25 protein-coding genes and 1 tRNA gene are annotated in these 24,790 nt (G+C 65.2%); 15 read left to right on the plus strand and 11 right to left on the minus strand.

Annotation, left to right across the window (positions count from 1 at the left end):
- The first annotated feature begins 33 nt into the window (after window positions 1-33).
- Window positions 34-789, plus strand: a complete 756-nt coding sequence (locus AC0QTX_RS07215; protein ID WP_474603150.1) for an alpha/beta hydrolase — start codon at window positions 34-36, stop codon at window positions 787-789.
- A 79-nt stretch (window positions 790-868) separates the two neighbouring features.
- Here the strand turns inward: AC0QTX_RS07215 and AC0QTX_RS07220 are convergent, their stop codons facing one another.
- The 3 genes from AC0QTX_RS07220 to argH all read right to left on the minus strand — a co-directional run bounded on the left by AC0QTX_RS07220 (window position 869) and on the right by argH (window position 3,135).
- Window positions 869-1,135 (minus strand): BQ00720 family protein, encoded by a 267-nt coding sequence (locus AC0QTX_RS07220; protein ID WP_474603151.1) that lies wholly within the window; start codon window positions 1,133-1,135, stop codon window positions 869-871.
- Between the two features lie 24 nt (window positions 1,136-1,159).
- Window positions 1,160-1,594: an Hsp20 family protein gene (locus AC0QTX_RS07225; protein ID WP_201862276.1), complete on the minus strand. Its 435-nt coding sequence runs from the start codon at window positions 1,592-1,594 to the stop codon at window positions 1,160-1,162.
- Between the two features lie 176 nt (window positions 1,595-1,770).
- On the minus strand, window positions 1,771-3,135 hold the full coding sequence (gene argH, locus AC0QTX_RS07230; protein ID WP_474603182.1) for an argininosuccinate lyase: 1,365 nt from the start codon (window positions 3,133-3,135) through the stop codon (window positions 1,771-1,773).
- A gap of 241 nt (window positions 3,136-3,376) precedes the next feature.
- On the opposite strand from argH, the gene AC0QTX_RS07235 reads away from it, so the two are divergent.
- Genes AC0QTX_RS07235 through AC0QTX_RS07260 form a run of 6 tightly spaced genes read left to right on the plus strand, consistent with a single transcriptional unit; the run spans window position 3,377 to window position 9,699 of the window.
- On the plus strand, window positions 3,377-4,972 hold the full coding sequence (locus AC0QTX_RS07235; protein WP_474603152.1) for an ABC transporter substrate-binding protein: 1,596 nt from the start codon (window positions 3,377-3,379) through the stop codon (window positions 4,970-4,972).
- Between the two features lie 7 nt (window positions 4,973-4,979).
- On the plus strand, window positions 4,980-6,038 hold the full coding sequence (locus AC0QTX_RS07240; protein ID WP_474603153.1) for an ABC transporter permease: 1,059 nt from the start codon (window positions 4,980-4,982) through the stop codon (window positions 6,036-6,038).
- Window positions 6,038-6,976: an ABC transporter permease gene (locus AC0QTX_RS07245; RefSeq protein WP_474603154.1), complete on the plus strand. Its 939-nt coding sequence runs from the start codon at window positions 6,038-6,040 to the stop codon at window positions 6,974-6,976. Before AC0QTX_RS07240 ends, AC0QTX_RS07245 begins: the two co-directional genes overlap by 1 nt.
- The gene (locus AC0QTX_RS07250; protein ID WP_474603155.1) at window positions 6,973-7,809 is read left to right on the plus strand and encodes an ABC transporter ATP-binding protein; all 837 of its coding nucleotides are present in this window, start codon (window positions 6,973-6,975) and stop codon (window positions 7,807-7,809) included. The genes AC0QTX_RS07245 and AC0QTX_RS07250 overlap by 4 nt, the downstream gene beginning before the upstream one ends.
- 7 nt (window positions 7,810-7,816) lie before the next feature.
- Window positions 7,817-8,596 carry an ABC transporter ATP-binding protein gene (locus AC0QTX_RS07255; protein WP_474603156.1) on the plus strand — a complete coding sequence of 260 codons (780 nt, stop codon included), beginning with the start codon at window positions 7,817-7,819 and terminating at the stop codon, window positions 8,594-8,596.
- A 35-nt stretch (window positions 8,597-8,631) separates the two neighbouring features.
- Window positions 8,632-9,699: a dipeptidase gene (locus AC0QTX_RS07260; RefSeq protein ID WP_474603157.1), complete on the plus strand. Its 1,068-nt coding sequence runs from the start codon at window positions 8,632-8,634 to the stop codon at window positions 9,697-9,699.
- 114 nt (window positions 9,700-9,813) lie between these two features.
- Here AC0QTX_RS07260 and AC0QTX_RS07265 read toward each other — a convergent pair whose 3' ends face one another.
- From AC0QTX_RS07265 to AC0QTX_RS07280, 4 genes are all read right to left on the minus strand, one after another.
- Window positions 9,814-10,653: an ABC transporter permease gene (locus AC0QTX_RS07265; protein WP_474603158.1), complete on the minus strand. Its 840-nt coding sequence runs from the start codon at window positions 10,651-10,653 to the stop codon at window positions 9,814-9,816.
- Window positions 10,654-10,657: 4 nt separating this feature from the next.
- Window positions 10,658-11,527, minus strand: a complete 870-nt coding sequence (locus AC0QTX_RS07270) for an ABC transporter permease (RefSeq protein ID WP_474603159.1) — start codon at window positions 11,525-11,527, stop codon at window positions 10,658-10,660.
- Window positions 11,524-12,609: an ABC transporter ATP-binding protein gene (locus AC0QTX_RS07275; protein ID WP_474603160.1), complete on the minus strand. Its 1,086-nt coding sequence runs from the start codon at window positions 12,607-12,609 to the stop codon at window positions 11,524-11,526. Before AC0QTX_RS07275 ends, AC0QTX_RS07270 begins: the two co-directional genes overlap by 4 nt.
- A gap of 67 nt (window positions 12,610-12,676) precedes the next feature.
- On the minus strand, window positions 12,677-13,750 hold the full coding sequence (locus AC0QTX_RS07280; protein WP_474603161.1) for an extracellular solute-binding protein: 1,074 nt from the start codon (window positions 13,748-13,750) through the stop codon (window positions 12,677-12,679).
- Window positions 13,751-13,920: 170 nt separating this feature from the next.
- Here AC0QTX_RS07280 and pip point away from each other — a divergent pair, with 170 nt between their 5' ends.
- Entirely contained in the window at window positions 13,921-14,865 is a 945-nt protein-coding gene (pip, locus tag AC0QTX_RS07285; protein WP_474603162.1) for a prolyl aminopeptidase, read from the plus strand.
- Between the two features lie 289 nt (window positions 14,866-15,154).
- On the opposite strand, the gene AC0QTX_RS07290 is transcribed toward pip, so the two are convergent.
- Window positions 15,155-15,940, minus strand: a complete 786-nt coding sequence (locus tag AC0QTX_RS07290) for a 3-hydroxybutyrate dehydrogenase (RefSeq protein ID WP_474603163.1) — start codon at window positions 15,938-15,940, stop codon at window positions 15,155-15,157.
- Window positions 15,941-16,164: 224 nt separating this feature from the next.
- Here AC0QTX_RS07290 and pxpB point away from each other — a divergent pair, with 224 nt between their 5' ends.
- Window positions 16,165-16,884, plus strand: a complete 720-nt coding sequence (pxpB, locus tag AC0QTX_RS07295; protein ID WP_474603164.1) for a 5-oxoprolinase subunit PxpB — start codon at window positions 16,165-16,167, stop codon at window positions 16,882-16,884.
- Entirely contained in the window at window positions 16,881-17,906 is a 1,026-nt protein-coding gene (locus tag AC0QTX_RS07300) for a 5-oxoprolinase subunit C family protein (protein WP_474603165.1), read from the plus strand. Before pxpB ends, AC0QTX_RS07300 begins: the two co-directional genes overlap by 4 nt.
- A 30-nt stretch (window positions 17,907-17,936) precedes the next feature.
- Here AC0QTX_RS07300 and AC0QTX_RS07305 read toward each other — a convergent pair whose 3' ends face one another.
- The 3 genes from AC0QTX_RS07305 to AC0QTX_RS07315 form a co-directional block, all read right to left on the minus strand.
- A complete protein-coding gene (locus AC0QTX_RS07305; protein WP_474603166.1) occupies window positions 17,937-20,138 on the minus strand; it encodes a malate synthase G in 2,202 nt (733 codons plus the stop codon).
- 149 nt (window positions 20,139-20,287) lie between these two features.
- Window positions 20,288-20,363: transfer RNA gene (locus tag AC0QTX_RS07310), tRNA-Ala, on the minus strand.
- A gap of 82 nt (window positions 20,364-20,445) precedes the next feature.
- The gene (locus AC0QTX_RS07315; protein WP_474603167.1) at window positions 20,446-20,832 is read right to left on the minus strand and encodes a TIGR02300 family protein; all 387 of its coding nucleotides are present in this window, start codon (window positions 20,830-20,832) and stop codon (window positions 20,446-20,448) included.
- A gap of 177 nt (window positions 20,833-21,009) precedes the next feature.
- On the opposite strand from AC0QTX_RS07315, the gene aroA reads away from it, so the two are divergent.
- The 5 genes from aroA (at window position 21,010) to AC0QTX_RS07340 (ending at window position 24,784) form a co-directional block, all read left to right on the plus strand.
- Window positions 21,010-22,359 (plus strand): 3-phosphoshikimate 1-carboxyvinyltransferase, encoded by a 1,350-nt coding sequence (gene aroA, locus AC0QTX_RS07320; RefSeq protein WP_474603168.1) that lies wholly within the window; start codon window positions 21,010-21,012, stop codon window positions 22,357-22,359.
- A 7-nt stretch (window positions 22,360-22,366) separates the two neighbouring features.
- Window positions 22,367-22,993, plus strand: a complete 627-nt coding sequence (gene cmk, locus AC0QTX_RS07325; protein WP_474603169.1) for a (d)CMP kinase — start codon at window positions 22,367-22,369, stop codon at window positions 22,991-22,993.
- A 90-nt stretch (window positions 22,994-23,083) separates the two neighbouring features.
- Window positions 23,084-23,887: a DUF1194 domain-containing protein gene (locus tag AC0QTX_RS07330; RefSeq protein WP_474603170.1), complete on the plus strand. Its 804-nt coding sequence runs from the start codon at window positions 23,084-23,086 to the stop codon at window positions 23,885-23,887.
- A 12-nt stretch (window positions 23,888-23,899) separates the two neighbouring features.
- Window positions 23,900-24,277: a methylglyoxal synthase gene (locus tag AC0QTX_RS07335; protein WP_474603171.1), complete on the plus strand. Its 378-nt coding sequence runs from the start codon at window positions 23,900-23,902 to the stop codon at window positions 24,275-24,277.
- A gap of 6 nt (window positions 24,278-24,283) precedes the next feature.
- Window positions 24,284-24,784, plus strand: coding sequence for a GNAT family N-acetyltransferase (locus AC0QTX_RS07340; RefSeq protein WP_474603172.1), 501 nt, complete (start codon window positions 24,284-24,286; stop codon window positions 24,782-24,784).
- Window positions 24,785-24,790 lie beyond the last annotated feature (6 nt).

The raw sequence follows: 24,790 nt of genomic DNA on the forward strand, positions 1-24,790 counted from the left end.
GCTTGCTTCAAAGCAGTTGAGGATGAGTTAACCATGCCGCAAAGCGTCACGGTCGGCCAGGATGCCCGCTCCATCGCCGTTCTCGCCCGAGAGGGCAATGGTCCTCCCGTAGTGTGGCTCGGAGGCTTCAAGTCGGACATGCGGGCCACCAAGGCGGCTGCCTTGAACGAGTGGGCGGAGACGAACGGCCGCGCCTTCGTGCGCTTCGATTACAGTGGCCATGGCGAGTCGGACGGCCCCTTCGAGGAAGGCACGATCTCGCGCTGGCTGGAGGATGCGCTCACCGTGATCGAGCGTTTCGTGCGGGAACGTCCGATCTTCGTCGGCTCCTCCATGGGCGGCTGGATCAGCCTTCTGGCGGCATGCCATCTCATGGACAAGCGGCCGGATCTCGCCCCGGCAGGCATCGTGCTCGTTGCGCCTGCCGTGGACATGACCGAGCGGCTGATGTGGGGGCGCTTCCCCGAGGAGCTGCGGCGCAGCGTCCGGGAGACGGGGGTCTATCACCGGCCCTCCGCCTATTCCGACGATCCTTACCCCATCACCCTGAACCTGATCGAGGACGGCCGACGGCACCTGCTTCTCGACCGGCCGATCCAGACCGGCTGCCCGGTCCATATCCTGCAGGGGATGGAGGATCCCGATGTCCCCTGGAGCCATGCGCTGGAGCTGGTGGAGCACCTGCCGGGAGACAGCGTCTCGCTGACCCTGATCAAGGACGGCGATCACCGGCTATCCCGGCCGGAAGACATCGAGCGGCTGATCGCAGCGGTTGCGGCTATCGCTTAAGGAGCAGTAGGACGATGCGAAGCTTATAGACTGAGCATCAAATGGGTCCCAAAAGTGGGACCCATTTGGGTTCAACGCTCTAGTGCAGGCTCACCATCGTCAGGTCATGCGCCCAGGCATTGGCCACGGCAGCGTCATGATTGTCGGTCAGCAGGATGGGCTCGCCGCTGGCGGACAGAAGCGCAAACAGGCGCATGCCGGGCTGGAGCTTGGGCGCCTGCGGGAACAGCCGGGCGACCTCGTCGGACTCGATCGGCTTCACATAGGCCATCTGGCCCAGGCCCAGGCTGGCGAGCTCGGACACATCGAGGACCGGCTCATGATGGTTCTTGATCTCGAAGTTCATGGACATCTCCTTTTGCGGATGCCGTCACACTTTGTCCGGGGCGCTGATGTCGATCTTGCGGACGATCCGCTCCGGCTCGGGGCGGACGAGATCGATCGACAAAAGCCCGTTGGACAGGTCCGCACCCATCACCTCCATGCCGTCGACGAGGAGGAAGGTGCGCTGAAACTGACGGGCGGCGATGCCGCGATGAAGGAAGTGCCTTGTCTTGTCGTCGGACTGGCGTCCCCGGATGACGAGCTGGCTTTCCTCCAGGGTCACCTCCAGCTGGTCCCGGGTGAAACCGGCAACGGCCAGGGTGATGCGGAGGCGCTCGGGGGCGCTTTCCGTGCGAGCCAGACGCTCGATGTTGTAGGGCGGATAGCCGTCCCCGGCCGCCTTGGCGACCCGATCGAGCGCCTGCTCGATCTCATCGAAGCCTAACAGAAACGGATGCCCGAAGGGCGACTGACGCGACATGTTCGAAGCCCAAGGTTAGAAGGCACTTCGGTTGGTTCTTGAGCCCGCTCATGCGGCACTCAAGCGGCCCGAAACCGAGCCGCTGTCAGGAATATGGATACGGCGCCCAGCCCCATCAAGACCCAGGCCAAGCCGCCTCGGCAGGGGTCTGCGCTACGGTAAATGCAGGGTTTCGGCTAGACCCGCTCCCGCCACCAGGCGACCTGCTCGGCCACCCGGACGGGCGAGGTGCCGCCGAAGCTCGTGCGGGAGCGGACGGAGTTCTCGACGCCCAGCACGTCGTAGATGCCCTGGTGGATCCTGGGCTCGGCCGCCTGCATAGCCTCGAGCGGCAGCTCCTCCAGGGTGCAGCCGCGCTTCTCCGCCTCGGACACGATGCGCCCGGTGATGTGATGAGCATCCCGGAAGGGGATGTTGAGGCTGCGCACGAGCCAGTCGGCCAGATCCGTCGCCGTGGAGAAGCCGGCGCCGGCCACGGCCGCCATGCGCTCCGGCACCGGCTCCAGATCCTGGATCATGCCGGTCATGGCCGCGAGCACCAGTTCGATGGTGTCCGCGGCGTCGAAGAGCTGCTCCTTGTCCTCCTGCATGTCCTTGGAATAGGTGAGAGGAAGCCCCTTCATCATGGTGAGCACGGCCACCAGGGAGCCGATGACGCGCCCGCTCTTGCCGCGCACCAGCTCGGCCGCATCCGGGTTGCGCTTCTGCGGCATCATGCTGGAGCCGGTGGTCCAGCGGTCCGGCAGGCGCACGAAACCGAAAGGCGCCGACATCCAGATGATGATTTCCTCCGCCAGCCGAGACAGGTGCATGGCGCAAATCGAGGCCGCGGCCATGAATTCCAGCATGCTGTCGCGATCCGATACGGAGTCGAGCGAATTACGTGTGGGACCATCAAAGCCGAGCGCCTTGGCGGTCATGTGCCGGTCGATGGGGAAGGACGTGCCGGCGAGCGCGCCGGCCCCAAGGGGGCACTCGTTCAGGCGCTGGCGGGAATCGCGGATGCGGCTGCGGTCGCGACCGAACATCTCCACATAGGCCATCAGGTGGTGCCCGAAGGTTACCGGCTGAGCGCTCTGAAGGTGGGTGAAGCCCGGCATCACGGTTGCGGCATGGGCTTCCGCCTTGTCGAGAAGCGCCTTGATCAGACTGGTGAGTTGCTCGTCGGTCCGGTCATGGGCCTCGCGCACCCAGAGCCGGGCGTCGGTGGCCACCTGATCGTTGCGGCTGCGGGCCGTGTGGAGGCGGGCCGCCGGATCGCCGACGATCTCGCGCAGGCGGCTCTCCACGTTCATGTGGATGTCCTCCAGCGCCGGGGAGAAGGTGAAGGAGCCGGACTCGATCTCGCCCAGCACCCGCTGAAGTCCCTGGTGGATGGCGTCCCGGTCGCTCTCGGCAATGATCCCCTGCTTGGCCAGCATGGCGCTGTGGGCGATGGAGCCCTGGATGTCCTGGGCAGCCAACCGCTTGTCGAAGTCGATGGAGGCGTTGATGGCTTCCATGAGCGCGCTCGGCGAGGACGAGAACCGTCCGCCCCACATGCTGTTGGCACCCGGCTTTTTGGCTTCTTCAGACACTGTGCTTCATCCGATCGAGAGGGTCGGGCAGCCTTTGCCACAGTTTGCGCCCGGACGCCAAGCCGGATCTCCCCTGCCCGCCTTTCGAGCATGCTGCGCAATGTTTACCAGTTAGTAACCAGTTGCTAGACTCGACAGAACCTGTGTGATTTGCATTCATACGGGCGCACAAGAAGCGCACCCAGCGCTGCAAGGGAACTGGCCTATGAAAAGTCTTCCGAAATTTATCCTATCCGCCGCCATGGTCACCGTGATGGCGACCTCTTTCTCTGCCGTAAAGGCAGCCACGCCGCCGGACACGCTGGTCCAGGCTTGGCAGAGCGACGACATCATCTCGCTGGACCCGGCCGAGGTGTTCGAGTTCAGCGCCTCCGAGATCATCGGCAACACCTATGAGCGCCTGATCTCGTACGACATCAAGGACGTGTCCAAGATCTCCGGGCAGGTCGCCGAGTCCTGGACCGTCTCCCCGGACGGCAAAACCTTCACGTTCAAGCTGAAGCCGAACAAGAAGTTCGCCTCCGGCAGCACCATCACGGCCGAGGACGTGGTCTATTCGCTCCACCGGGCCGTGTCGCTCGACAAGTCCCCGGCCTTCATCCTGGGCCAGTTCGGCCTGACGAAGGACAATGTGAAGGACAAGATCAAGCAGACCGGGCCGCTGGAGCTCACCGTAGAGGTCGACAAGGCCTACGCCCCGACCCTGGTTCTCTACTGCCTCGGCAACTCGGTCGCCTCCATCGTCGAGAAGAAGGTGCTCGTCCAGAACGAGAAGGACGGCGACTGGGGCTATAACTGGCTGAAGACCAAGTATGCCGGCTCCGGCCCGTACATCATGCGCGATTGGAAGGCCAACGAGGTTCTCGTCCTCGAGCGCAACCCGCATTATGAGAAGCCGACCCCCCTCGCCCGCGTGATCTTCCGCCACATCAAGGAGACCGCGAGCCAGCGCCTCCTGCTCGAGAAGGGCGACATCGACGTGGCCCGCAGCCTGAACCCGGAAGAGATCGCAGCGGTGTCCAAGAACCCGGACATCAAGATCCAGAGCGGCCCGAAAGGCACGGTCTATTATCTCGGCCTGAACCAGAAGAATCCGAACCTGGCCAAGCCCGAGGTTCGCCAGGCCCTGAAGTACCTCGTCGACTATCAGGCGATCGCGGACACGATCATGAAGAACAAGGGCGACGTTCACCAGAACTTCCTGCCCAAGGGCTATCTCGGCGCCGAGACCTCCAACCCCTACAAGCTCGACGTCGCCAAGGCGAAGGAACTCCTGGCCAAGGCTGGTCTGAAGGACGGCTTCTCGGTCACGATGGACACCCGCTCCACCGCCGAGATCACCGGCGTCGCCCAGGCGATGCAGCAGACCTTCGCGCAGGCCGGCATCAAGCTCGAGATCCTGCCGATGGACTCCAAGCAGGCCCTGACCAAGTACCGCGCCCGCCAGCATGATATCTATATCGGCAACTGGGGCTCGGACTATCAGGACCCGAACTCAAATGCGGACACCTTCGCGGCCAACGACGACAACTCGGACAACGCGAAGGCAAAGCCGCTGGCCTGGCGCAATGCCTGGGATCCGGGCCCGCTGACCGCCAAGACCCGCGCGGCCGTGATGGAGCGTGACGGCGAGAAGCGCGCGCAGATGTACAAGGAGTTGCAGAAGTCGGTTCTCGACGACGGTCCCTTCGTGATCTTCCTGCAGCAGACGGAAGTGGCCGCCGTGCGCAAGAACGTGGATAACTTCGTCCTCGGCCCGTCCTTCAGCGACAACGACGTGTCTCAGGCGAAGAAGAACTGACACTTCGATGGCCTCAGCAGTCATGACCCGGGGCGGAGGGCACGCAAGTGCCCTCCGCTCCTCCCTTAAGAACATCGCCCAGTTCGTCATCGTCCTGATGACGACGCTCCTCGGCCTTGCCGCCGTCACCTTCTTTATCGGCCGTGTCGTGCCGATCGATCCCGTGATCGCCATTGTGGGCGACCGGGCCCCTGCGCAGGTTTACGAACGCGTCCGCCAGGAACTCGGCCTCGATCTGCCTCTCATTCAGCAGTTCTGGATCTACTTGAAGAAGGCCGTCAGCGGCGATTTCGGCAATTCGGTCCTCACCACCAATCCAGTGATGACGGATATCGCCAACACGTTCCCTGCAACGCTGGAGCTTGCCACCCTCGGCACCCTCATCGGCGTCATCATCGGGATCCCGCTTGGCATCCTGGCTGCGGTAAAGCGCGGTAGCTTCATCGACCAGTTCGTCCGCGTGCTCGGCCTTGCCGGCTACTCCATCCCGATCTTCTGGCTCGGCCTCATGGGTCTGCTGGTCTTCTATGCCAAGCTCGGCTGGGTGGCAGGGCCCGGTCGCATCGACGTGACCTATTCCTACCTCTACACGCCGGTCACCAACATCGTGCTTCTCGACACCGCCATGCAGGGCCAGTGGGACGCGTTCTGGGATGCGGTGTCGCACATCATTCTTCCCGCCTGCCTGCTCGGCTATTTCTCGCTGGCCTATATCAGCCGCATGACCCGCTCCTTCATGCTCAATGAGCTGGCGCAGGAATACGTGATTGCGGCGCGCGTAAAGGGCCTGTCCGAGATGCGGGTGATCTGGCGCCATGCCCTGCGCAATGCGGCCGTTCCCCTTGTGACCGTAATCGCCCTGTCCTATGCCAACCTGCTCGAAGGCTCCGTGCTCACCGAGACGATCTTCGCATGGCCGGGACTGGGCCAGTACATCACCAATTCGCTGCAGAACGCGGACATGAACGCGGTGCTCGGCGGAACCCTCGTGATCGGAACCGTCTTCGTGCTGCTCAATCTCGTGTCCGACCTGCTCTACCGCCTGCTCGATCCGAGGACCCGCTGATGACCGGCGCCCCTCTCCCACTGGCTTTCAAGCCTTCCGGCATGCGTGCCTGGCTGCTCTCCGCAGAGCCGCATTCCCGCTGGCAGGCCCGCCTCGGACGATTCTACCTCGGCTGGCGCGCTTTCTCCCGGAACCCTCTCGCTGTTGTTGGTCTCGGCATTGTCCTTCTGCTGATCCTCATGGCGATCTTCGCCGATGTGATCGCCCCTTACTCGCCGGTGGCCGGCGGAGACCTGCGCACGCAGCGTCTCCTGCCGCCAAGCGAAACCTACTGGTTCGGCACGGACGATCAGGCGCGGGACATCTTCTCCCGCGTGATCCATGGCTCACGCATCACGCTCTTCGTGGTCGTGCTGGTGGCCCTGATTGCAACCCCCATCGGGCTTCTGGTCGGCACGGTCTCCGGCTATCTCGGCGGCTGGGTCGACACGGTCTTGATGCGCATCACCGACATCTTCCTGGCCTTCCCGCGCCTCATCTTGGCGCTCGCCTTCGTGGCGGCTCTGGGCCCGGGCATCGAGAACGCCATCATCGCCATCGCCATCACCTCATGGCCGCCTTACGCCCGCATTGCGCGCGCCGAGACCCTGATGATTCGCAACAGCGACTTCATCGCGGCGGTGAAGCTGCAAGGCGCATCGACGCCGCGCATCATCCTGGGCCATGTGGTGCCCCTCTGCCTCTCCTCGCTCATCGTACGCGTGACGCTCGACATGGCCGGCATCATCCTGACCGCGGCGGGCCTCGGCTTCCTCGGCCTCGGCGCACAGCCGCCGATGCCCGAATGGGGTGCCATGGTCGCCACGGGCCGCAACTATCTCATCGACCAATGGTGGGTCGCCGCCATGCCGGGCATCGCCATCTTCGTGGTGAGCCTCGGGTTCAACCTGCTCGGGGATGGCCTGCGCGACGTTCTCGATCCGAAGGCAGCCAAATGACCAAGCCGCTTCTCGACGTCGAAGATCTGCGCGTCCGCTTCTACCTGCGCACGGGCATTGTGGAAGCGGTGCGCGGCGTCTCCTTCCAGCTCGGCCGCGAGCGCCTCGGCATCGTGGGAGAGTCGGGCTCCGGCAAGTCGCAGACGGGCCGCGCCATTCTAGGCCTCACCCCTCCCCCCGGCGAAGTGACGGCCAGGCGCCTCGCCTTCGACGGCATCGACCTGCAGACAATCTCCAAGCGCACGCTGCGCGACCTTCGCGGCGGGCGCATCAGCATGGTCATGCAGGACCCGAAATACTCGCTGAACCCGGTCATGACCATCGGCGAGCAGATCATCGAGGCCTACAAGGCTCATGTGAAGGCCAGCAAGGCAGAGGCCCGCGACAAGGCGCTCGCCATGCTGGAAGCCGTGAAGATGCGCGATCCCGGCCGCGTCTTTTCCCTCTACCCGCACGAGGTCTCAGGCGGCATGGGGCAGCGCGCCATGATCGCCATGATGCTCGTGACCGATCCGGACATGCTCATTGCCGACGAGCCCACCTCGGCGCTCGACGTGACGGTCTCGATGGAGGTGCTGCGCATTCTCGACGAGCTCGTCACCGAACGCGGCATGGGCCTGATCTTCATCTCGCATGATCTCAAGCTCGTTTCCTCCTTCTGTGACCGGGTGCTCGTGATGTACGCGGGACGCGTGGTCGAGGAGCTGGAGGCGAAGAACCTTCGCGAAGCGCAGCATCCTTATACCCAGGGGCTGATGCGCTGCCTGCCCACGCTGGCGAACGATGTTCGACCGCTGCCCACCCTGAACCGCGATCCTTCCTGGGCGCTGTGACAGATCGATGATCGACATACAGAACCTTCAAGTCGTTTATGGAACGGGCCGCCTCCGGGTCGATGCGGTCAAGAACGTGAGCTTCCATGTGGAGCCAGGCGCTGCCTACGGCCTCGTGGGCGAATCCGGCTCCGGCAAGTCGACGGTGCTGCGCGCCATCTGCGGTCTCGCGCCGATCACGACCGGCCGCGTGAGCGTCGACGGTGAAGCAGTCACCTCCCCGCGCAGCAAGGCCTTCTACCGCACGGTCCAGATGGTCTTTCAGGACCCCTACGCCTCGCTGCACCCGCGCCATACGGTGGACCGCACGCTCTCGGAGCCGCTCGCCATCCATGGCGAGAAGGATGCGGAGGCGCGCATCCTCCAGGCTCTGAAGGAAGTGGGCCTCGGCCCGTCCTTCCGTTTCCGCTACCCGCACCAGCTCTCCGGCGGCCAGCGCCAGCGCATCGCCATCGCCCGCGCGTTGATCCTGCGGCCCAAGGTGCTGCTGCTCGACGAGCCGACCTCCGCACTCGACGCCTCCGTGCAGGCCGAGATCCTGAACCTGCTCGACGACCTGCGCCGGCGCTTAGGGTTGACCTATATCCTGGTCAGCCACGACCTCGCCGTCGTGGCCCACCTGTGCGAGCGCCTGCTCGTCATGCGCAATGGGGAGGCGGTCGAGGAAACGGCTTCAACGGCCCTGCGCTCGGGTGCGGCCTCGAACGACTACACGCAGTCCTTGATCCAGGCGAGCCAGGGCTTCACGCGGGTTGCCCCGCAACCGGTCCAGGCCCCTGCCGCTTGAGCACCCTTTTCGCCAACCTTATTTGATGTGAAACGATGTCCCGTTCTTCTCTGATGCCTGTCTTCGATGGTCACAACGACGTGCTGCTCCGCCTGATGCGCGGCAAGATCCAGCCCGAGCAGGCTTTCCTGGAAGGCGACAATATCGGCCACCTCGACTGGCCACGCATGAAGCAGGGCGGTCTCATTGGCGGGTTCTTCGCCGTCTACGTGCCATCCGAGAGTGTGGGTATCGATGTGGACGAGCTGATGGCCCAAGCGCAGTACGATGTCCCTCTCTCATCCCCGCTGGCGCTCCCGACCAGCCAGCAGGTGACGGCGCACATGGCCGCGCTCCTGATCCGCATCGAGCGCGCCTCGAAGGGCGAGGTGAAGATCTGCCGCACGGCCGCCGACATCCGTCACTGCATGGATGCCGGAAAGCTCGCGGCGATTCTGCACATCGAGGGGGCCGAAGGGATCGATCCCGATCTCTACATGCTAGACGTGCTCTACGAGAGCGGCCTGCGCTCCATCGGGCCTGTCTGGAGCCGTCCGAACATCTTCGGCCACGGCGTGCCGTTCCGCTATCCCTCGACGCCCGATACAGGCCCCGGCCTCACGGATCGCGGCATCGAGCTGGTGCGCGCCTGCAACCGGCTTAAGATCATGATCGATCTCTCGCACCTGAACGAAAAGGGTTTCTGGGACGTGGCGCGGCTCTCGGATGCGCCGCTCGTGGCCACCCACTCCAATGCGTGGGAAATCTGCCGGCATTCGCGCAACCTGACCGACAAGCAGCTCGGCGCCATCCGCGAGAGCCGCGGCATGGTGGGCGTGAATTTCGCCACCTCCTTCATCCGCCCCGACGGCATGCGCAACGACGACACGCCCCTGGAAGAGATGATCCGCCATATGGATCACCTGATCGAGCACGTGGGCGTGGACGGCGTCGGCCTCGGCTCCGATTTTGACGGGGCCACCATTCCCGCCGAGATCGGCGACGTGCGCGGCCTGCCCCGCCTCGTCGACGCCATGCGCCGCCACGGCTACGACGAGGCCACCCTGCGCAAGCTCTGCTACGAGAACTGGGTGAATGTTCTGGAGCGCACCTGGGGGCAGTGATCGATCCGGAAGCTCGGCGCTCCTGTTCAGTCCCGGTCATCTCGTTTTGGAGAGCGCTACGCCTTTCCAATCGAGATCACCGGCACAAGGCCGGTGATGACGAAGGTGGGTGACTTACCGCTCCGCCTTCGAGGTCAGCGCGAACACGCTCGCGATGCCGCCGACGCCGAGCATCAGCAGGAGACTCACCGCGTTGATCGCCGGCGAGGCGCCCTCGCGCATCTGGCCGTACATGGCGATCGGCAGCGGCGCTTCGGAGCCCACCAGCATCAGGGTCGTGTTAAAGTTCTCGAACGACATCAGCAGCGCCACGAGGCCCGCGCCGATGAGAGCGGGTCGTAAGAAAGGCAGCGTGACGGTGCGCAGCACCCGCGCGCGGCTGGCGCCGAGATCGAAGGCGGCTTCCTCCAGAGAGCGGTCGAACTTGCGCAGGCGCGCGGCGATGATGAGCGTCGCGATAGTGAGGATGAAGGAGAGCTGGCCCAGCACCACGAGGGACAGACCGGGCCGGAGAAGATCGAGATCGGTCTGAAGCCACTCCTCGAGCCCGTTGGCCAGCCGCGAGAAGAAGGCCAGGATCGAGATGCCGAGCACCACGCCCGGAATGACCAGCGGCCAGAGCATCATCATGGCCACGAATGTCTTGCCGCGAAACTCGGCCCTCTCCAGCACCCAGGCATTCACCGTGCCGAGAAGCACGGCGAGCAGCGCCACCGGAATGGCGACCTTGAAGCTGTTGCCGATGCTCTCCAGCCAGATCGGATCCACCAGCACGCCCGGCTTGCCGACCACAGTGCCGGATCCGGTGAACCATTCCAGAGTGAAGCCGCGCCAGGGTGGCGACGGGAACGGGCTCGCGTTGAAGGCGAAGATCGCCACGACGAGCAGCGGCGCGAACAGGAAAAGATAGAACGCCGCGATGTAGAGCTTCCAGGCGAGGGACGGTCTGTTCATGGCGTCATGCCTGCTTCAGGGTGGTGCCGAGGCTCTGGCCCGTCAGGCGCAGGCCCAGCCACACGATGGCAGAGGAGAGCAGCAGGAGCAGCATGCCGAAGGCGGCGCCCTGGGGCCAGTTGAAGCGCGTAATGAACTGCGCGTAGATCTGCTCCGTGAACCACAGCCCGTTCTTGCCCCCGAGCAGCACCGGCGTGGCGAAATTGCCGATGGTGAGCATGAACACGATGATGCAGCCCGCCACGATGCCGGGCATGGCATGGGGAATGACGATGCGGCGCAGCACGGTCCAGCGGCTGCCGCCGAGATCGTAGCCGGCCTCCACGACGGCGGGCTCCAGGCTCTCGAGCGCGTTGGCGAGCGGCACGATCATGAAGAGAAGCCCGCCATAGACGAGGCCGAGGATCACCGCGCCGTCGTTGTAGAGCAATTCGTTAGGCTGACTCGCCAGACCGATGGAACGCATCGCGTAGGAGATCACGCCGGTCTCGCGCAGCAGGATCATCCAGCCGAGCGTGCGCACGAGCTCCGACACCCAGAACGGCAGCAGGCAGAGCAGCAGCAGCATCGCCTTGACGCGTCCCTGCGCCACCCGGGCGATGTAGAGCGCGATGGGAAAGGCGAGCACCAGCGTGAGCGCCGTGACCAGGATCGACATGAAGGCTGTGCGCGCGAAGGTGCGCCAGTAGAGCGGCTCGGTGAAGAACTCGAGGTAATTGCCGAAGCCGAAGGCATAGACTCGCGGCGCCACGCGCTCGCTGAAGGAGAGGACGAGAATCTCCACGTGCGGCAGCACGATGAGCAGCCCGAGCCACAGGATGGCAGGAGCAAGCAGCAGGAAGAGCGTGAGGCGCTGGGCAGGCTTCGCGATCATGCGGCGAAGACCTTCATGGCATCCGCCGTCCAGCCCACATGGATCGGCGCGCCGACCTGGATGCCGGCGAGCGGTCCCGTCTGCGGCAGAACGGCGCGCACCGGCTGCTCGAAACCCGCCGTGTCGATGAGCAGGCTCGACGCGGCGCCGTCGAACAGCACCGCCGAGATGCGACCCTCGAAACGGTTGGGCAGATTGCTTAAGGATGAAGGGTCCTGTGCCAGCGCCACAGCCTCAGGCCGCACGAAGGCGAGCGCCGCCTTTGCAGCTGCGCTCCCCTGCCCCTGCACGACGGCACCCGAGGGCAGGCGCACGGCAACGGCACCGTTGGCGGCGGGTGCCGCTTCGCCCTGCAGGCGATTCGTTTCACCGACGAAGCTCGCAACGAACGGCGTTGCCGGGCTGTGATAGAGCTCGCGCGGGCTTCCCACCTGCTCGAACCGGCCCTGGTTCATCACGGCGATGCGGTCGGACATGACGAGCGCTTCGGACTGGTCATGCGTGATGTACGCGAAGGTGGTGTTGAACGTGCCCTGCAGCTGCTTGAGTTCGATCTTCATGTGCTCGCGCAGCTTGAGATCGAGGGCGCCCAGCGGCTCGTCGAGGAGCACGAGGGTGGGCTCCAGCACGAGACAGCGGGCGATCGCCACGCGCTGCCGCTGGCCGCCCGAAAGCGCCGTCACGCGCCGTTCGCCGAAGCCTTTGAGGCCCACGCGCTCCAGCATGCGGCTCGCACGCTCTTCGGCCTCCGCCCTGGATACGCCGCGGCAGGTCAGCCCATAGGCCACGTTCTCGCCGACGCTCATCATGGGAAAGAGCGCGAGGCTCTGGAACACCATGTTGACGGGACGCCGGTTGGCCGGAACGCCGATCATCGATTTTCCGCGGATGCGAATGTCTCCGCTCGTCGGATGTTCGAACCCGGCGATCATGCGCATCAGGGTGGTCTTGCCGCAGCCGGAGGGGCCGAGGATCGAGAAGAACTCGCCGGGAGCGACGCTGAAGCTCACGTCGTCGACGGCTGCATGCGAGCCGAAGCGCTTGGTGACGTTGACGATGTCGAGATCGGTGGAAGAGGCCATGACGCTGCCGATACAAAGAGCCGTCCCCCAGCGTGAGCTGGGGGACGGTGAGACATGATGATAAGATTTACGAACCGGCCTTCAGGCGGTCGAGAACCTTGCCCTCGATCTCTTCGAGGCCAGCCGGCACCGCCGGGTACCAGCGGATGTTGTCGATGGCGGCCTTCGGGAAGCTCTCGGCGAACTGATCCTTCAGCTTGCCCTGCATGAGCTTGTCGGCGCCGTTGGAGGCCGTGAAGTTGCCGGCGGCGGCCGCAACTTTTGCTGCGATCTCCGGACGCATGTTGAAGTTGATCCACTTGTAGGCGGCATCGTCATTGCGGCCCTTGGCGGGGATCGCGAAGGTGTCGACCCAGCCGAGCGCGCCGGACTTCGGCGCGATGAACTTCATGTCCGGGTTCTCGGCGTTGAGCTTCCATCCGCCCGTATCCCAGGCCATGGCGGCGACGACTTCGCCGGAACGCACGGCGTTGAGGAGCTGGTCCGAGCCTTCCCAGAAGAACTTCACGTTCTTCTTGCACTCGGCGAGCTTGGCGCCGACCTTGTCCATCAGGGCAGCATAGGCTTTCGCATCGCCATAGGCTGCGAAGGGGTCCATGCCGTTGGCGAAGGCGAAGGCGATCAGCGCCGGGCGCTTGGCGCGGAAACTGGTCTTGCCCGCGAGGGCAGGATCGCAGAGGTCGTTGTAATCGGCCACCTTGGACGCGGCCTTGGTGTTCACCACGAGCCCGTCCGTGCCCCAGATATGAGGGACGCCGTAGACCTTGCCGTCGGTGGTGGTGTTCTTCTTGGTCGCTTCCAGCATGGAGGCGATGAACTGGTCGGACTTCAGCTTGGAGAGATCGAGCGGCTTGTAGATGCCGAACTCCGCCTGCGGGCCGGCGATGCGGTCCTGGCTCGGCTGAGCGAGATCGAAGCCCGCTCCTTGCGTGGCGCGCAGCTTGGAGATCATCTCCTCGTTGTTCGAGGTCGTCACCTCGACTTCGATGCCGGTTTCCTTCGTGAACTCGGCGACGACATCGGCCGGCGCATAGCCCGACCAGGTCAGGAGCCGCAGCTTCTCGGCGGCTTCAGCCGATCCGACGGCCATGAGGGCGGCGAGAGCCGTAGCCAGCTTCAGGCTGGCGCGTTTGGTCAGCATTGTAGTCCTCCAGTGTGGTTGGGCTTTTACCCATGTTCCCCAGTTGCAAAACTATATGACAGTTGCACGACGCGCTAGGGGTTTGAGAGCCGGCTCAGGAATGAACGGGTCTGCTGACAGGGGCCGCTCCCCCGGCTATGGATGGGCTCTCTCTGCAGGAGCCGTCAGCCATGCGCAGTTTCTACCCCGAAATAGAACCCTACCATCAAGGTATGCTCGATGTGGGCGACGGCCACCGGATCCATTGGGAATTGTGCGGGAATCCTGAAGGCAAGCCCGTGGTCTTCCTCCATGGCGGGCCCGGGGGCGGCTGCACGCCGACGCAGCGCCGGCTCTTCGATCCGGAGAAGTACCGCATCCTGCTGTTCGACCAGCGCGGCTGCGGACGCTCCACGCCCTATGCGAGCCTTGAGGCCAACACCACGTGGCACCTCGTGGCCGACATCGAGCGTCTGCGCGAGATGATTGGTGTGGACAAGTGGATGGTCTTCGGAGGCTCCTGGGGTTCCACCCTGGCGCTCGCCTATGCCGAGACGCACCCCGAACGCGTCACCGAACTCGTGCTGCGCGGGATCTTCACGCTACGTCGCTCGGAACTGCTCTGGTACTATCAGGAGGGCGCCTCATGGATCTTCCCCGACAAGTGGGAAGGCTTCCTCGCGCCGATCCCGGAGGAGGAACGCGGCGATCTCATGGCGGCCTACCGCAAGCGCCTGATCGATCCGGATCCGGCCGTCCAGGCGAAAGCCGCGCGGGCCTGGAGCCTGTGGGAGGGCGAGACCATTACGCTCCTGCACAACCAGGAATACAGCGACCAGTTCGGCGACGAGCACTACGCCATCGCCTTCGCCCGGATCGAGAACCATTACTTCGTCAACGAGGGCTGGTTCGAGGACGGCCAGCTCATCCGCAACGCCCATCGTCTGAAAGGCATCCCGGGCGTGATCATCCAGGGCCGCTACGACATCGCCACGCCGCCCAAGACGGCCTGGGACCTGCACAAGGCCTGGCCCGAGGCGAAGTTCATCATAGTGCCGGATGCAGGCCACGCGGTGAGCGAGCCCGGCATCACCCATCATCTCATCGAAGCGTCGGATGCCTTCGCGAGAGGATGAGTCTTCTCGTCACCGGATGAAGCTCAGCGCAAATCTGGGATTGTCCTCAGAACTCTCCATGTCATGGCCGGGCTTGTCCCGGCCATCTCGCTTCAGAAAGGCGCTGCACTCAGCATGATCGGGATCACCGGCACAGGGCCGGATGACCCGAGGGGGTGTCATCCCTGGTGAGCGAAGCGAGGGAAGGGGATCCACTCTCACGCACAGCGCTATGGACTCCCTTCCCCTCCGCTGCGCTCCGGCCGGGAATGACACGAGCAGCGCCGTCCGGAGTGACGATCATGAAAACTTACTTCGCCGTCCAGCCGCCATCCATCGACAGGTTGGCGCCCGACATCTGGCTGGCTGCGTCCGAGCACAGGAACACGGCGAGTGCCGCCACCTGATCGACGGTGACGAACTGCTTGGTGGGCTGCGCCTCCAGAAGCACATCGTTGATCACCTGCTCCTTCGTGAGCCCGCGGGCCTTCATGGTGTCGGGGATCTGCCGCTCGACGAGGGGCGTCCAGACATAGCCGGGGCTGATGCAGTTCACGGTGATGCCGTGCGTCGCCACCTCCAGCGCCACCGTCTTGGTGAGCCCGGCGATCCCGTGTTTCGCCGCCACATAGGCCGATTTGAACGGCGAGGCCACGAGGGAATGAGCCGAGGCCGTGTTGATGATGCGGCCCCACTTGCGCGCCTTCATGCCAGGCACGGCGGCGCGGATCGCATGGAAGGCCGACGTGAGATTGATGGCGATGATCTGGTCCCACTTCTCGACCGGGAAATCCTCCACCGGCGAGACGAACTGGATGCCCGCATTGTTGACGAGAATGTCGACGCTGCCGAAGCTGCGCTCGCCGAGGCGGACCATTTCCTCGATCTCGTCGGCTTTCAGCATATTGGCCGGCGAATAGACAGCCTTGACGCCGAACTCGCTCTCGATGCCGGCGCGGGTCTTCTCGATCTCGGCCTCGTCCCCCAAGCCGTTGAGGACGATGTTCGCACCTTCCTTGGCGAGCGCGCGGGCAATGGCCAGGCCGATGCCGCTGGTCGAGCCGGTGACGACGGCTGTCTTCGATGTCAAGGTCATGGTCTTCTCCGGATGGGGCTGGGCTCAGGCATCAGATGAGGGGAGGCATAGCACAAGGGACGAGGTGGCCGGGAGCCTAGCAAAAAGGAGCATGGAAAACAGATGCCCTGCGCAGGTCCCCCCATGTGCCGGGCGCATGTCCCTTTCCCCTTCCCTGCCGTTGTCTGGCAGGCGCCGATATGAGATGGATCGGATGCCGTTTCGTCAAACCGAATGGGGGCGTGGTGCCGACACCAAAGATTCTTCCCTGCGGCGACAGCGCCCTGACGGTCGAGTTCGGGAGCACGATCGACTCGGGCCTCAACGCCATGGTCCTGGCCCTCGATGAGATCGTCCGCGCCCGTGCTCCCGCCGGGCTGATCGAGACCGTGCCGACCTATCGCTCCTTGACCATCCAGTTCGATCCGGCGGCGACCGACTACGACGCTCTGGTCAGGCTCCTCGACGAGGAGACGAAGGATCTCGCCCCTCGCCACACCGTTGGCCGCCGCTGGCGCGTGCCTGTGGTCTACGGCGGCGAATACGGGAGCGATCTGGAGGAGGTGGCAGGGATCCACGGCCTGACGCCTGCCCAGGTGATCGACATCCATTCGTCGGCAATCTACCGCATCTACATGATCGGCTTCCTGCCGGGCTTCACCTATCTCGGCGGCCTCGACAAGAGGATCGCCACGTCGCGCAGGCTTCATCCCCGGGCCAAGATCCCGGCCGGCACGATCATGATCGGCGGCGAGCAGGCGGGCATCGCCCCCATGGACATGCCGAGCGGCTGGCACAACCTCGGCCTGACGCCCGTCCGTCCCTACGCACCGGAGCGCGATCCGGTCTTCCTGTTCGCAGCCGGCGACGAGATCGTCTTCGAGCCCGTCGATGCTTCGCGCTGGGAGGTGATGGAGAAGGCCGTGCTGGCCGGCGAGCCGGTGGCCGAGGAGATTCGCCCATGATCGATCTCGTGGTGAAATCCTGCGGCCCCATGACCGCCCTGCAGGATCGCGGCCGCCTCGGCTACCAGGGCTTCGGCGTCTCGCCTTCGGGCGCCATGGACCGCCGCGCCTTGGCCATGGCCAATGCCCTCGTCGGCAATCCTCCCGACATGGCGGCCTTCGAGTTCGTCAATCTCGGCGGCTCATTCACCATCGAGGGCGGCGACCTTCGCCTTGCCGTCGCCGGTGCGGGCGCGTCCGCCAGCATCGACGGCACCCCCGTCCCGCCTCTGACATCCTTCGTTCTGCGGGAGGGCCAAATTCTGGACGTGGGCCACCCGCGCACCGGCACCTTCGCGTATCTCGCGGTGGCCGGAAGCCTCGCGGTTGAGCCGCAGCTGGGAAGCCTCTCGTTCCATCTGCGCTCCCGCCTCGGCGGCCTGAAAGGGGCGCCGCTCCAGGCCGGCGACCGCCTGCCCTGCCGGCCGGAGGTTCAGGCGGGCGAGCCGATGGAGCTGACTGTCGACATCATCGAGGAGACCGGCCCTCTCCGCGTCATGCTGGGGCCGCAGGACGATTACTTCACGCCGGAAAGCATTCGGCTGTTTCTGGAAAGCGAGTTCACCATCAGCTCCCAGGCCGACCGGATGGGCTTTCAGCTCACCGGGCCCAAGCTCGAGCATGCCAAGGGCTTCAACATCGTCTCCGACGGGATCGTGGACGGCCATATCCAGGTGCCGGGCAGCGGCCAGCCCATCGTGCTGATGCGCGACCGCCAGACGGCGGGCGGCTATCCGAAGATCGCCACCGTGATCAGCGCCGATCTCGCCCGCTTCGCGCAGATGCGCCCAGGCGCAAAGGTGCGCTTCAGGGCCGTTGAGCGGGACGAGGCCGTCGCGGCGGCACGGCAGCTGAGGGATTGGATCGCGTCACTGCCGACGCATCTGACCCCTGTGCGCTACAGCCTGACGACGGAGCATCTTCTCAGCCGCAATCTCATCGGCGGTACGGTGGATGCGCTGTCTCCCGCATCGCACGAGTGAAAAGGGCGCCACACCGGCGCCCTTATCCTCTTATTGTGTTCTGACGCCGCTCTCGTCGATGCGGTCCGGCGCACCCGCAGCCTTCGCCTCGCGACGGCGCTCGTGCAGAACGTATTCGGTATAGCCGTTGGGCTGCTCGGCGCCCTTGAAGACGAGATCGCAGGCCGCCTGGAAGGCGGGGCCGTCGAAGTTCGGCGCCATGGGACGATAGAGCGGATCGCCGGCATTCTGCCGGTCCACCACTTCGGCCATGCGGCGCAGGGTCTGCATCACCTGATCCTGCGTCACGATGCCGTGGCGCAGCCAGTTGGCGAGATGCTGGCTGGAGATGCGCAGCGTCGCGCGGTCTTCCATGAGGCCGACATCGTGGATGTCAGGCACCTTGGAGCAGCCGACGCCCTGGTCGATCCAGCGCACCACATAGCCGAGGATGCCCTGGCAGTTGTTGTCGAGCTCCTGCTGCACAGCATCGGGCGCCCAGTTGGACTGCGACACCGGAATGGTCAGAATGTCGGAGAGCTTGGCGTGGGAACGCGCCTTCAGCTCCTCCTGGCGCGCCGGCACGCTCACCTGGTGATAGTGCAGTGCGTGCAGCGTCGCGGCGGTGGGCGACGGCACCCAGGCGGTGGTGGCGCCGGCCTGCGGGTGGCCGATCTTTTGGGCCAGCATGTCGGCCATTCTGTCGGGCGCGGCCCACATGCCCTTGCCGATCTGCGCCTTGCCGGGCAGGCCGCAGAGCATGCCCACATCCACGTTGTTGTCCTCATAGGCCTTGATCCACGCGGTCGACTTCATGTCGTTCTTGCGGATCATGGGGCCTGCTTCCATGGAGGTGTGGATCTCGTCGCCCGTGCGGTCGAGGAAGCCGGTGTTGATGAACACGATGCGCTCGGCGGCCGCATGGATGCAGGCCTTGAGGTTGACGGAGGTCCGCCGCTCCTCGTCCATGATGCCCATCTTGAGGGTATTGCGGGGAAGATTCAGCATGTCCTCGACGGCGGCGAAGAGATCGTTGGCGAACGCCACCTCGTCCGGCCCGTGCATCTTGGGCTTCACGATGTAGACCGAGCCCGCGCGGCTGTTGCGCAGCGTCCCTGCGCCTTTCAGATCGTGGATGGCGATGAGCGAGGTGATGGCTGCGTCGAGGATGGTCTCGGGGATTTCTCTGCCGCTCTCGTCGAGCACCGCATCGGTGAACATGTGGTGGCCCACATTGCGCACCAGCATGAGGCTGCGCCCGTGCAGGCGGATCTCGCCGCCGTTCACGGATGTGTAGGCCCGATCCGGATTGAGCCTGCGCTCCACCTTGCGCCCGCCCTTCTCGAAGCTCTCGACCAGATCGCCCTTCATCAGCCCGAGCCACGTGCGGTAGACCTCGACCTTGTCGTCGGCATCCACCGCTGCCACCGAATCCTCCAGGTCCATGATGGTGGAGACTGCCGATTCCATCACCAGGTCGGCGATGCCGGCCGGATCCTCGGCACCGATCGGGTGCGAGGGGTCGATGCGGATGTCGAGATGCAGGTTGTTGTGGCGCAGCAGCACGGATGACGGGCTTGCCGCCTCGCCCTGGTAGCCGACGAACTGGGCCGGGTCGGCAAGGCCCGTCTCGGTGCCGCCCCGAAGCGTGACGATGAGGGCAGTGCCCTGGATGGTGTAGGACGCCGCATCCCTGTGGCTGCCGCCGGCGAGCGGCACCGCCTGGTCGAGCACCTCGCGGGCGCGGGCTACGACCTTGGCGCCGCGGACCTTGTTGTAGCCGCCAGAGCGGGTGGCGCCGCCCTCTTCCGAAATGACGTCGGTGCCGTAGAGGGCGTCATAGAGGCTGCCCCAGCGGGCATTGGCGGCGTTCAGCGCATAGCGGGCATTCGACACCGGCACCACGAGCTGGGGGCCGGCGATACGGGCGATCTCATCGTCCACGTTCTGCGTGCGCACCGCGAAATCCTCGGGCTCCGGCAGCACATAGCCGATGTCACGCAGGAACTGCTCGTAGCCGGCCTGGTCGAAGGCCTGGCCTTTCCTGGCGCGGTGATACTCGTCGATCTGCGCCTGAAGCTTGTCTCGGATGGCGAGCAGTTCGCGGTCGCGCGGGGCGAATTCCTTCACGAGACCGGCCAGCCCCTTCCAGAAGGCATCGGCGGAAACACCGGTATAGGCCACCGCCTCCCGCTCGATGAATTCATGAAGAACCGGGGCGATCTGGAGGCCGTTCGTCTGGATGCGCGTCATCGTTCCCGCTTTCGGTGGATTGGAAGATCCTGGCCATAGCTTAAGGCGTTGCGACTAAAAATGAAGATGAGCACCCTTTCCATGAGACAAAGGGCTGATGCGAACCGGTCAACAAAAAAGCCGCCCGAAGGCGGCTTCCTGGAAAGATTTGGTGGAGCCAGGCGGGATCGAACCGCCGACCTCTTGCATGCCATGCAAGCGCTCTCCCAGCTGAGCTATGGCCCCACTTGAGCTGCGGTGCGTGGGAGCACCGCAGCGATCTCTTCAAAAATCAGAGGCGTCTCTATAGTCGCCTCTTTTCCGAGGTTCAAGCCTCTTCGTCGTCTTCCAGATCGCTGTCGATCAGGTCGGACACGTCGTCGTCGCCTTCTTCCTCGTCTTCGAGGAAGGTGTCGTCGTCGGCAACGTCGTCGGCCACCTCGATGTCGTCGTCGACCGGGATGTCCTTCTCGTTCTCGTCGGCTTCGACCTCGTCGAGGGACACCATCTCAGGGCCGGCCACTTCGAGCTCTGCCTCATCGTCGTCGGCCACGGCAGCGGCACGGGCGGCCACGGGAGCGGCCACGCGGGTCAGAGCGGTGGCCTGGAAGACGGTGCCGCATTTCGGGCAGACCGCCGGGTCCTTGTTGAGGTCGTAGAATTTCGCGCCGCAGCTCATGCACTGGCGCTTCAAGCCGAGTTCCGGTTTGGCCACGGGTGATTGCCTTTGGAAGTGGATGGTTGGGAAGGCTCCGTTAGTCGGCAGGGGATGGCTTGTCAAATAGGAAATTGCAGGGCTGAGGGCCGAGCTTGACCCAGCTTGCGGGTGACGGCGGGAAAACACCGTGTTAGGAGCCCGCCCTGACGAGAAGGCTCTGAGGAACTCAACACGATGTCGCACGCGCACGGAACGCCGTCCCCGGTCGCCAGCAGGTCCGGAACGCCCCTGAAAGGGCGCATCCGTGTTCCCGGCGACAAGTCGATCTCCCATCGTTCCATGATCTTCGGGCTCCTCTCCATCGGCGAAACCCGGGTCGAGGGCCTGCTCGAGGGCGATGACGTGCTGCGCACGGCCGAGGCCTGCCGGGCGCTGGGCGCCACCATCACCCGCGAGGCTCCGGGCCGCTGGCGCATCGTCGGCGTCGGCATCGGGGGACTGACCGAACCCAAGGATGTCCTCGATTTCGGCAATGCAGGCACCGGCTCTCGCCTGATGATGGGCGTGGCCGGCAGCCACCCGATCACCTCGACCTTCGATGGCGACGCCTCCTTGAGGAAGCGCCCCATGCGCCGCATTCTCGATCCGCTCGCCCGGATGGGCGTGACCGTGGTGAGCGAAGCCGAGGGCGGGCGGGTGCCCCTGACCCTGCGCGGCCCCCGCGAGACCCTTCCCGTCACCTACGAGACTCCCGCCGCCTCGGCCCAGATCAAGTCGGCCATCCTCCTCGCCGGCCTCAACTCGCCGGGCCGGACCACCGTGATCGAGCGGGAGGCGACCCGCGACCATACGGAGCGGATGCTGCGCCATTTCGGCGCGAAGGTGGAGGTTGTGCCCCATGGCGCCGACGGCCGCGCCATCGCCCTGCAGGGCCAGCCGGAGCTGCGCGGCACCGACATCGTGGTGCCGACCGACCCCTCCTCCGCGGCCTTCCCCCTGGTGGCGGCCCTGATCACCCCCGGCTCGGACGTGGTGATCGAGGGCGTGATGATGAACCCGCTCCGCACCGGCCTCATCACGACGCTGATCGAGATGGGCGCTGCCATCGAGCGCCTGAACGAGCGTGACGAGGGCGGCGAGACGGTCGCGGACCTGCGCGTCCGCCACAGCAGGCTCACCGGCGTGACGGTCCCCCATGCCCGGGCCCCGGCCATGATCGACGAGTACCCGGTTCTGGCGGTCGCGGCCTCCTTTGCCGAAGGCACGACCCGGATGCAGGGCCTGCACGAGCTGCGGGTGAAGGAATCCGACCGTCTGGCGGCCGTGGCGGCAGGCCTCAAGGAGGCGGGGGTCGAACACGAGATCGAAGGCGACGACCTCATCGTCCACGGCTCCGGCGGCAAGGTCCGCGGCGGCGGCCATCCGGTGGCCACCCATCTCGACCACCGCATCGCCATGGCGTTCCTGGTCATGGGACTGGCAAGCGAGGCACCGATGACCGTGGATGACGGCGCCATGATCGCCACGAGCTTTCCCACCTTCATCCCGCTCATGCGGGAGCTCGGCGCCACGATCCAGGATTGAGCCACCCATGATCATCGCCATCGACGGCCCTGCCGCCTCGGGCAAGGGCACCCTGGGAAAGCGTCTCGCCGAGCATTACGGCTTCGCCCATCTCGACACCGGCCTGCTTTACCGGGCGGTCGCCCGTGTGCTCATGGACAGGGATATGCCCCTCGCCGACCGGGAGGCCGCCAGGGAAGTGGCACAGAACCTGGACGTCTCGCACCTGGACGACGATTCCCGCCTCAGGGGTGCTGCCATGGGCGAAGCCGCCTCTGTGGTCTCCGCCTATCAGCCGGTGCGGGACGCGCTGCTGGCCTTCCAGCGCCAGTTCGGCGCGCAGAAGCCGGGTGCGGTGCTCGATGGGCGGGATATCGGGACCGTGGTCTGCCCCGATGCGGACGTGAAGCTCTTCATCACCGCCGCTCCCGAGGAGCGGGCACGGCGGCGCCACCTCGAACTCCTGCGGCGCGGCGAGCAGGCGGAATACGAGACGATCCTCGAGGATATCCGCCGCCGGGACGAGCGCGACATGAACCGCAGCACCGCCCCGCTCAAAGCCGCCACCGACGCCGTGACCCTCGACACGACGCATCTCGATGCCGACGCGGCTTTCCAGGCCGCCCTCAGGATCGTGGAAGGCAAGCATTCTTAGAAACCCCCTCTGGTCCAGGGGCAGCCTTGCCTTACTTCCAGAAGCTGGCACACTTTCCCAACCAATCCGGCTCCCGCACAGGAGACTCCGATGGTTCGTTCCGGCTTCACCCGCCTTGCCGCAGGACTGGTCTGCCTGTGGGGGCTTCTGGCTCCGCCGGCCCAGGCCCAGACCGAGACCGAGGTCGATCTCGCCCTCGTGGTCGCGGTGGACATCTCCTTTTCCATGGACACGGACGAACAGGCCCTGCAGCGGGAGGGCTTCGCCCAGGCCTTCCGTTCGAAGCTGGTTCATGACGCGATCCGCGGCGGCATGCTCGGCCGGATTGCCGTGACCTACATGGAATGGGCGGGTTCCCCGGATCAGAAGGTGATCATTCCCTGGACGGTGCTCGACAATTCCGAGAGCCTGATGGCCTTCGCCGACAGGATCGCCTCAACACCCTTGCGGCGGGCGCAGCGGACCTCGATCTCCAGCGCCATCGACTTCAGCGTGAAGCTTCTGGAGGAAAGCAACCTCACCGCCACCCGGCGGGTGATCGATGTGTCGGGAGACGGGCCCAACAACCAGGGCCGGCTCGTGCTGGAGGCCCGCGATGCGGCGCTCGCCAAGGGGATCACCATCAACGGGCTGCCGATCATGCTGCGCCAGCCCGGCTACCTCGACATCCCGGACCTCGACGTCTATTACAAGGACTGCGTGATCGGCGGCCAGGGCTCGTTCACCGTTCCGGTGCGGGAGCGCGACCAGTTCATCGAAGCCATCAAGACCAAGATCCTGCTGGAGATTGCCAACCTGATGCCCGGGCAGCCCCTGATCAGCCGCATCCAATCCCCTCCGCGCACCAACTGCATGGCAGGCGAAATGCAGTGGCGTGACCGCTGGAGCAATTGAGCTGTCCCACCCATGAAGCAACTGACCCTGGCGCTCGTGGCTCACGACGCCAAGAAGGATGACATGGCCGCGTTCGTGGCCTTGTACGAGAACGATCTTCGCCCCTTCACCCTCTTCGCCACCGGCACCACCGGCGCTCGCGTGATGGAGCGCTGCCCCTCATTGTCCGTCACGCGCCTGAAGAGCGGCCCCCTCGGCGGCGACCAGCAGATCGGCGCGCTGATCGCGGAGGGGAGGATCGACGCCCTGTTCTTCTTCGTCGATCCGCTCTCGCCCCACCCGCACGACGTGGACGTGAAGGCGCTGATGCGCCTCGCCCTCGTGTACGACATTCCCATGGCGTTGAACCGCGCCACGGCGGGACGTCTGATCGAGTCGTTCAGGGATTAAGCCACCATGATCATCCGCCCCGAGAGAGATGGGGACGCCCCCGCGATCCGGGCCGTCACGGCTGCCGCTTTCAGGGACGCGCCGCACAACAGCGGGACGGAGGCTGCCATCGTCGATGCGTTGCGGGACGCGGGCGCGCTGACACTCTCCCTGGTGGCTGAAAGCGAGGACCGGGTCGTCGGCCACGCGGCATTCTCGCCTGTCACCATCGACGGCAAGGCGGACCGCTGGTTCGGCCTGGGACCCGTTTCGGTTGAACCTGCGGAGCAGCGGCGCGGGATCGGAAAGGCACTTGTTCGCGAAGGATTGAACCGCCTCGCAGCCGCCGGTGCGGAAGGCTGCGTCGTGCTGGGCGACCCTGCCTATTACCGGCGTTTCGGCTTCATCAGCGATGCCAGACTGCGCTACGGCGAGGTGCCTCCCGAATATTTCCAGCGCCTGAGTTTCACCGGCGCCGAGCCTGAAGGCGAGGTCGCGTATCATCCGGGCTTCGACGCGGTCGCGTGAGCCACC

Source organism: Microvirga sp. jy35, from assembly GCF_056148915.1.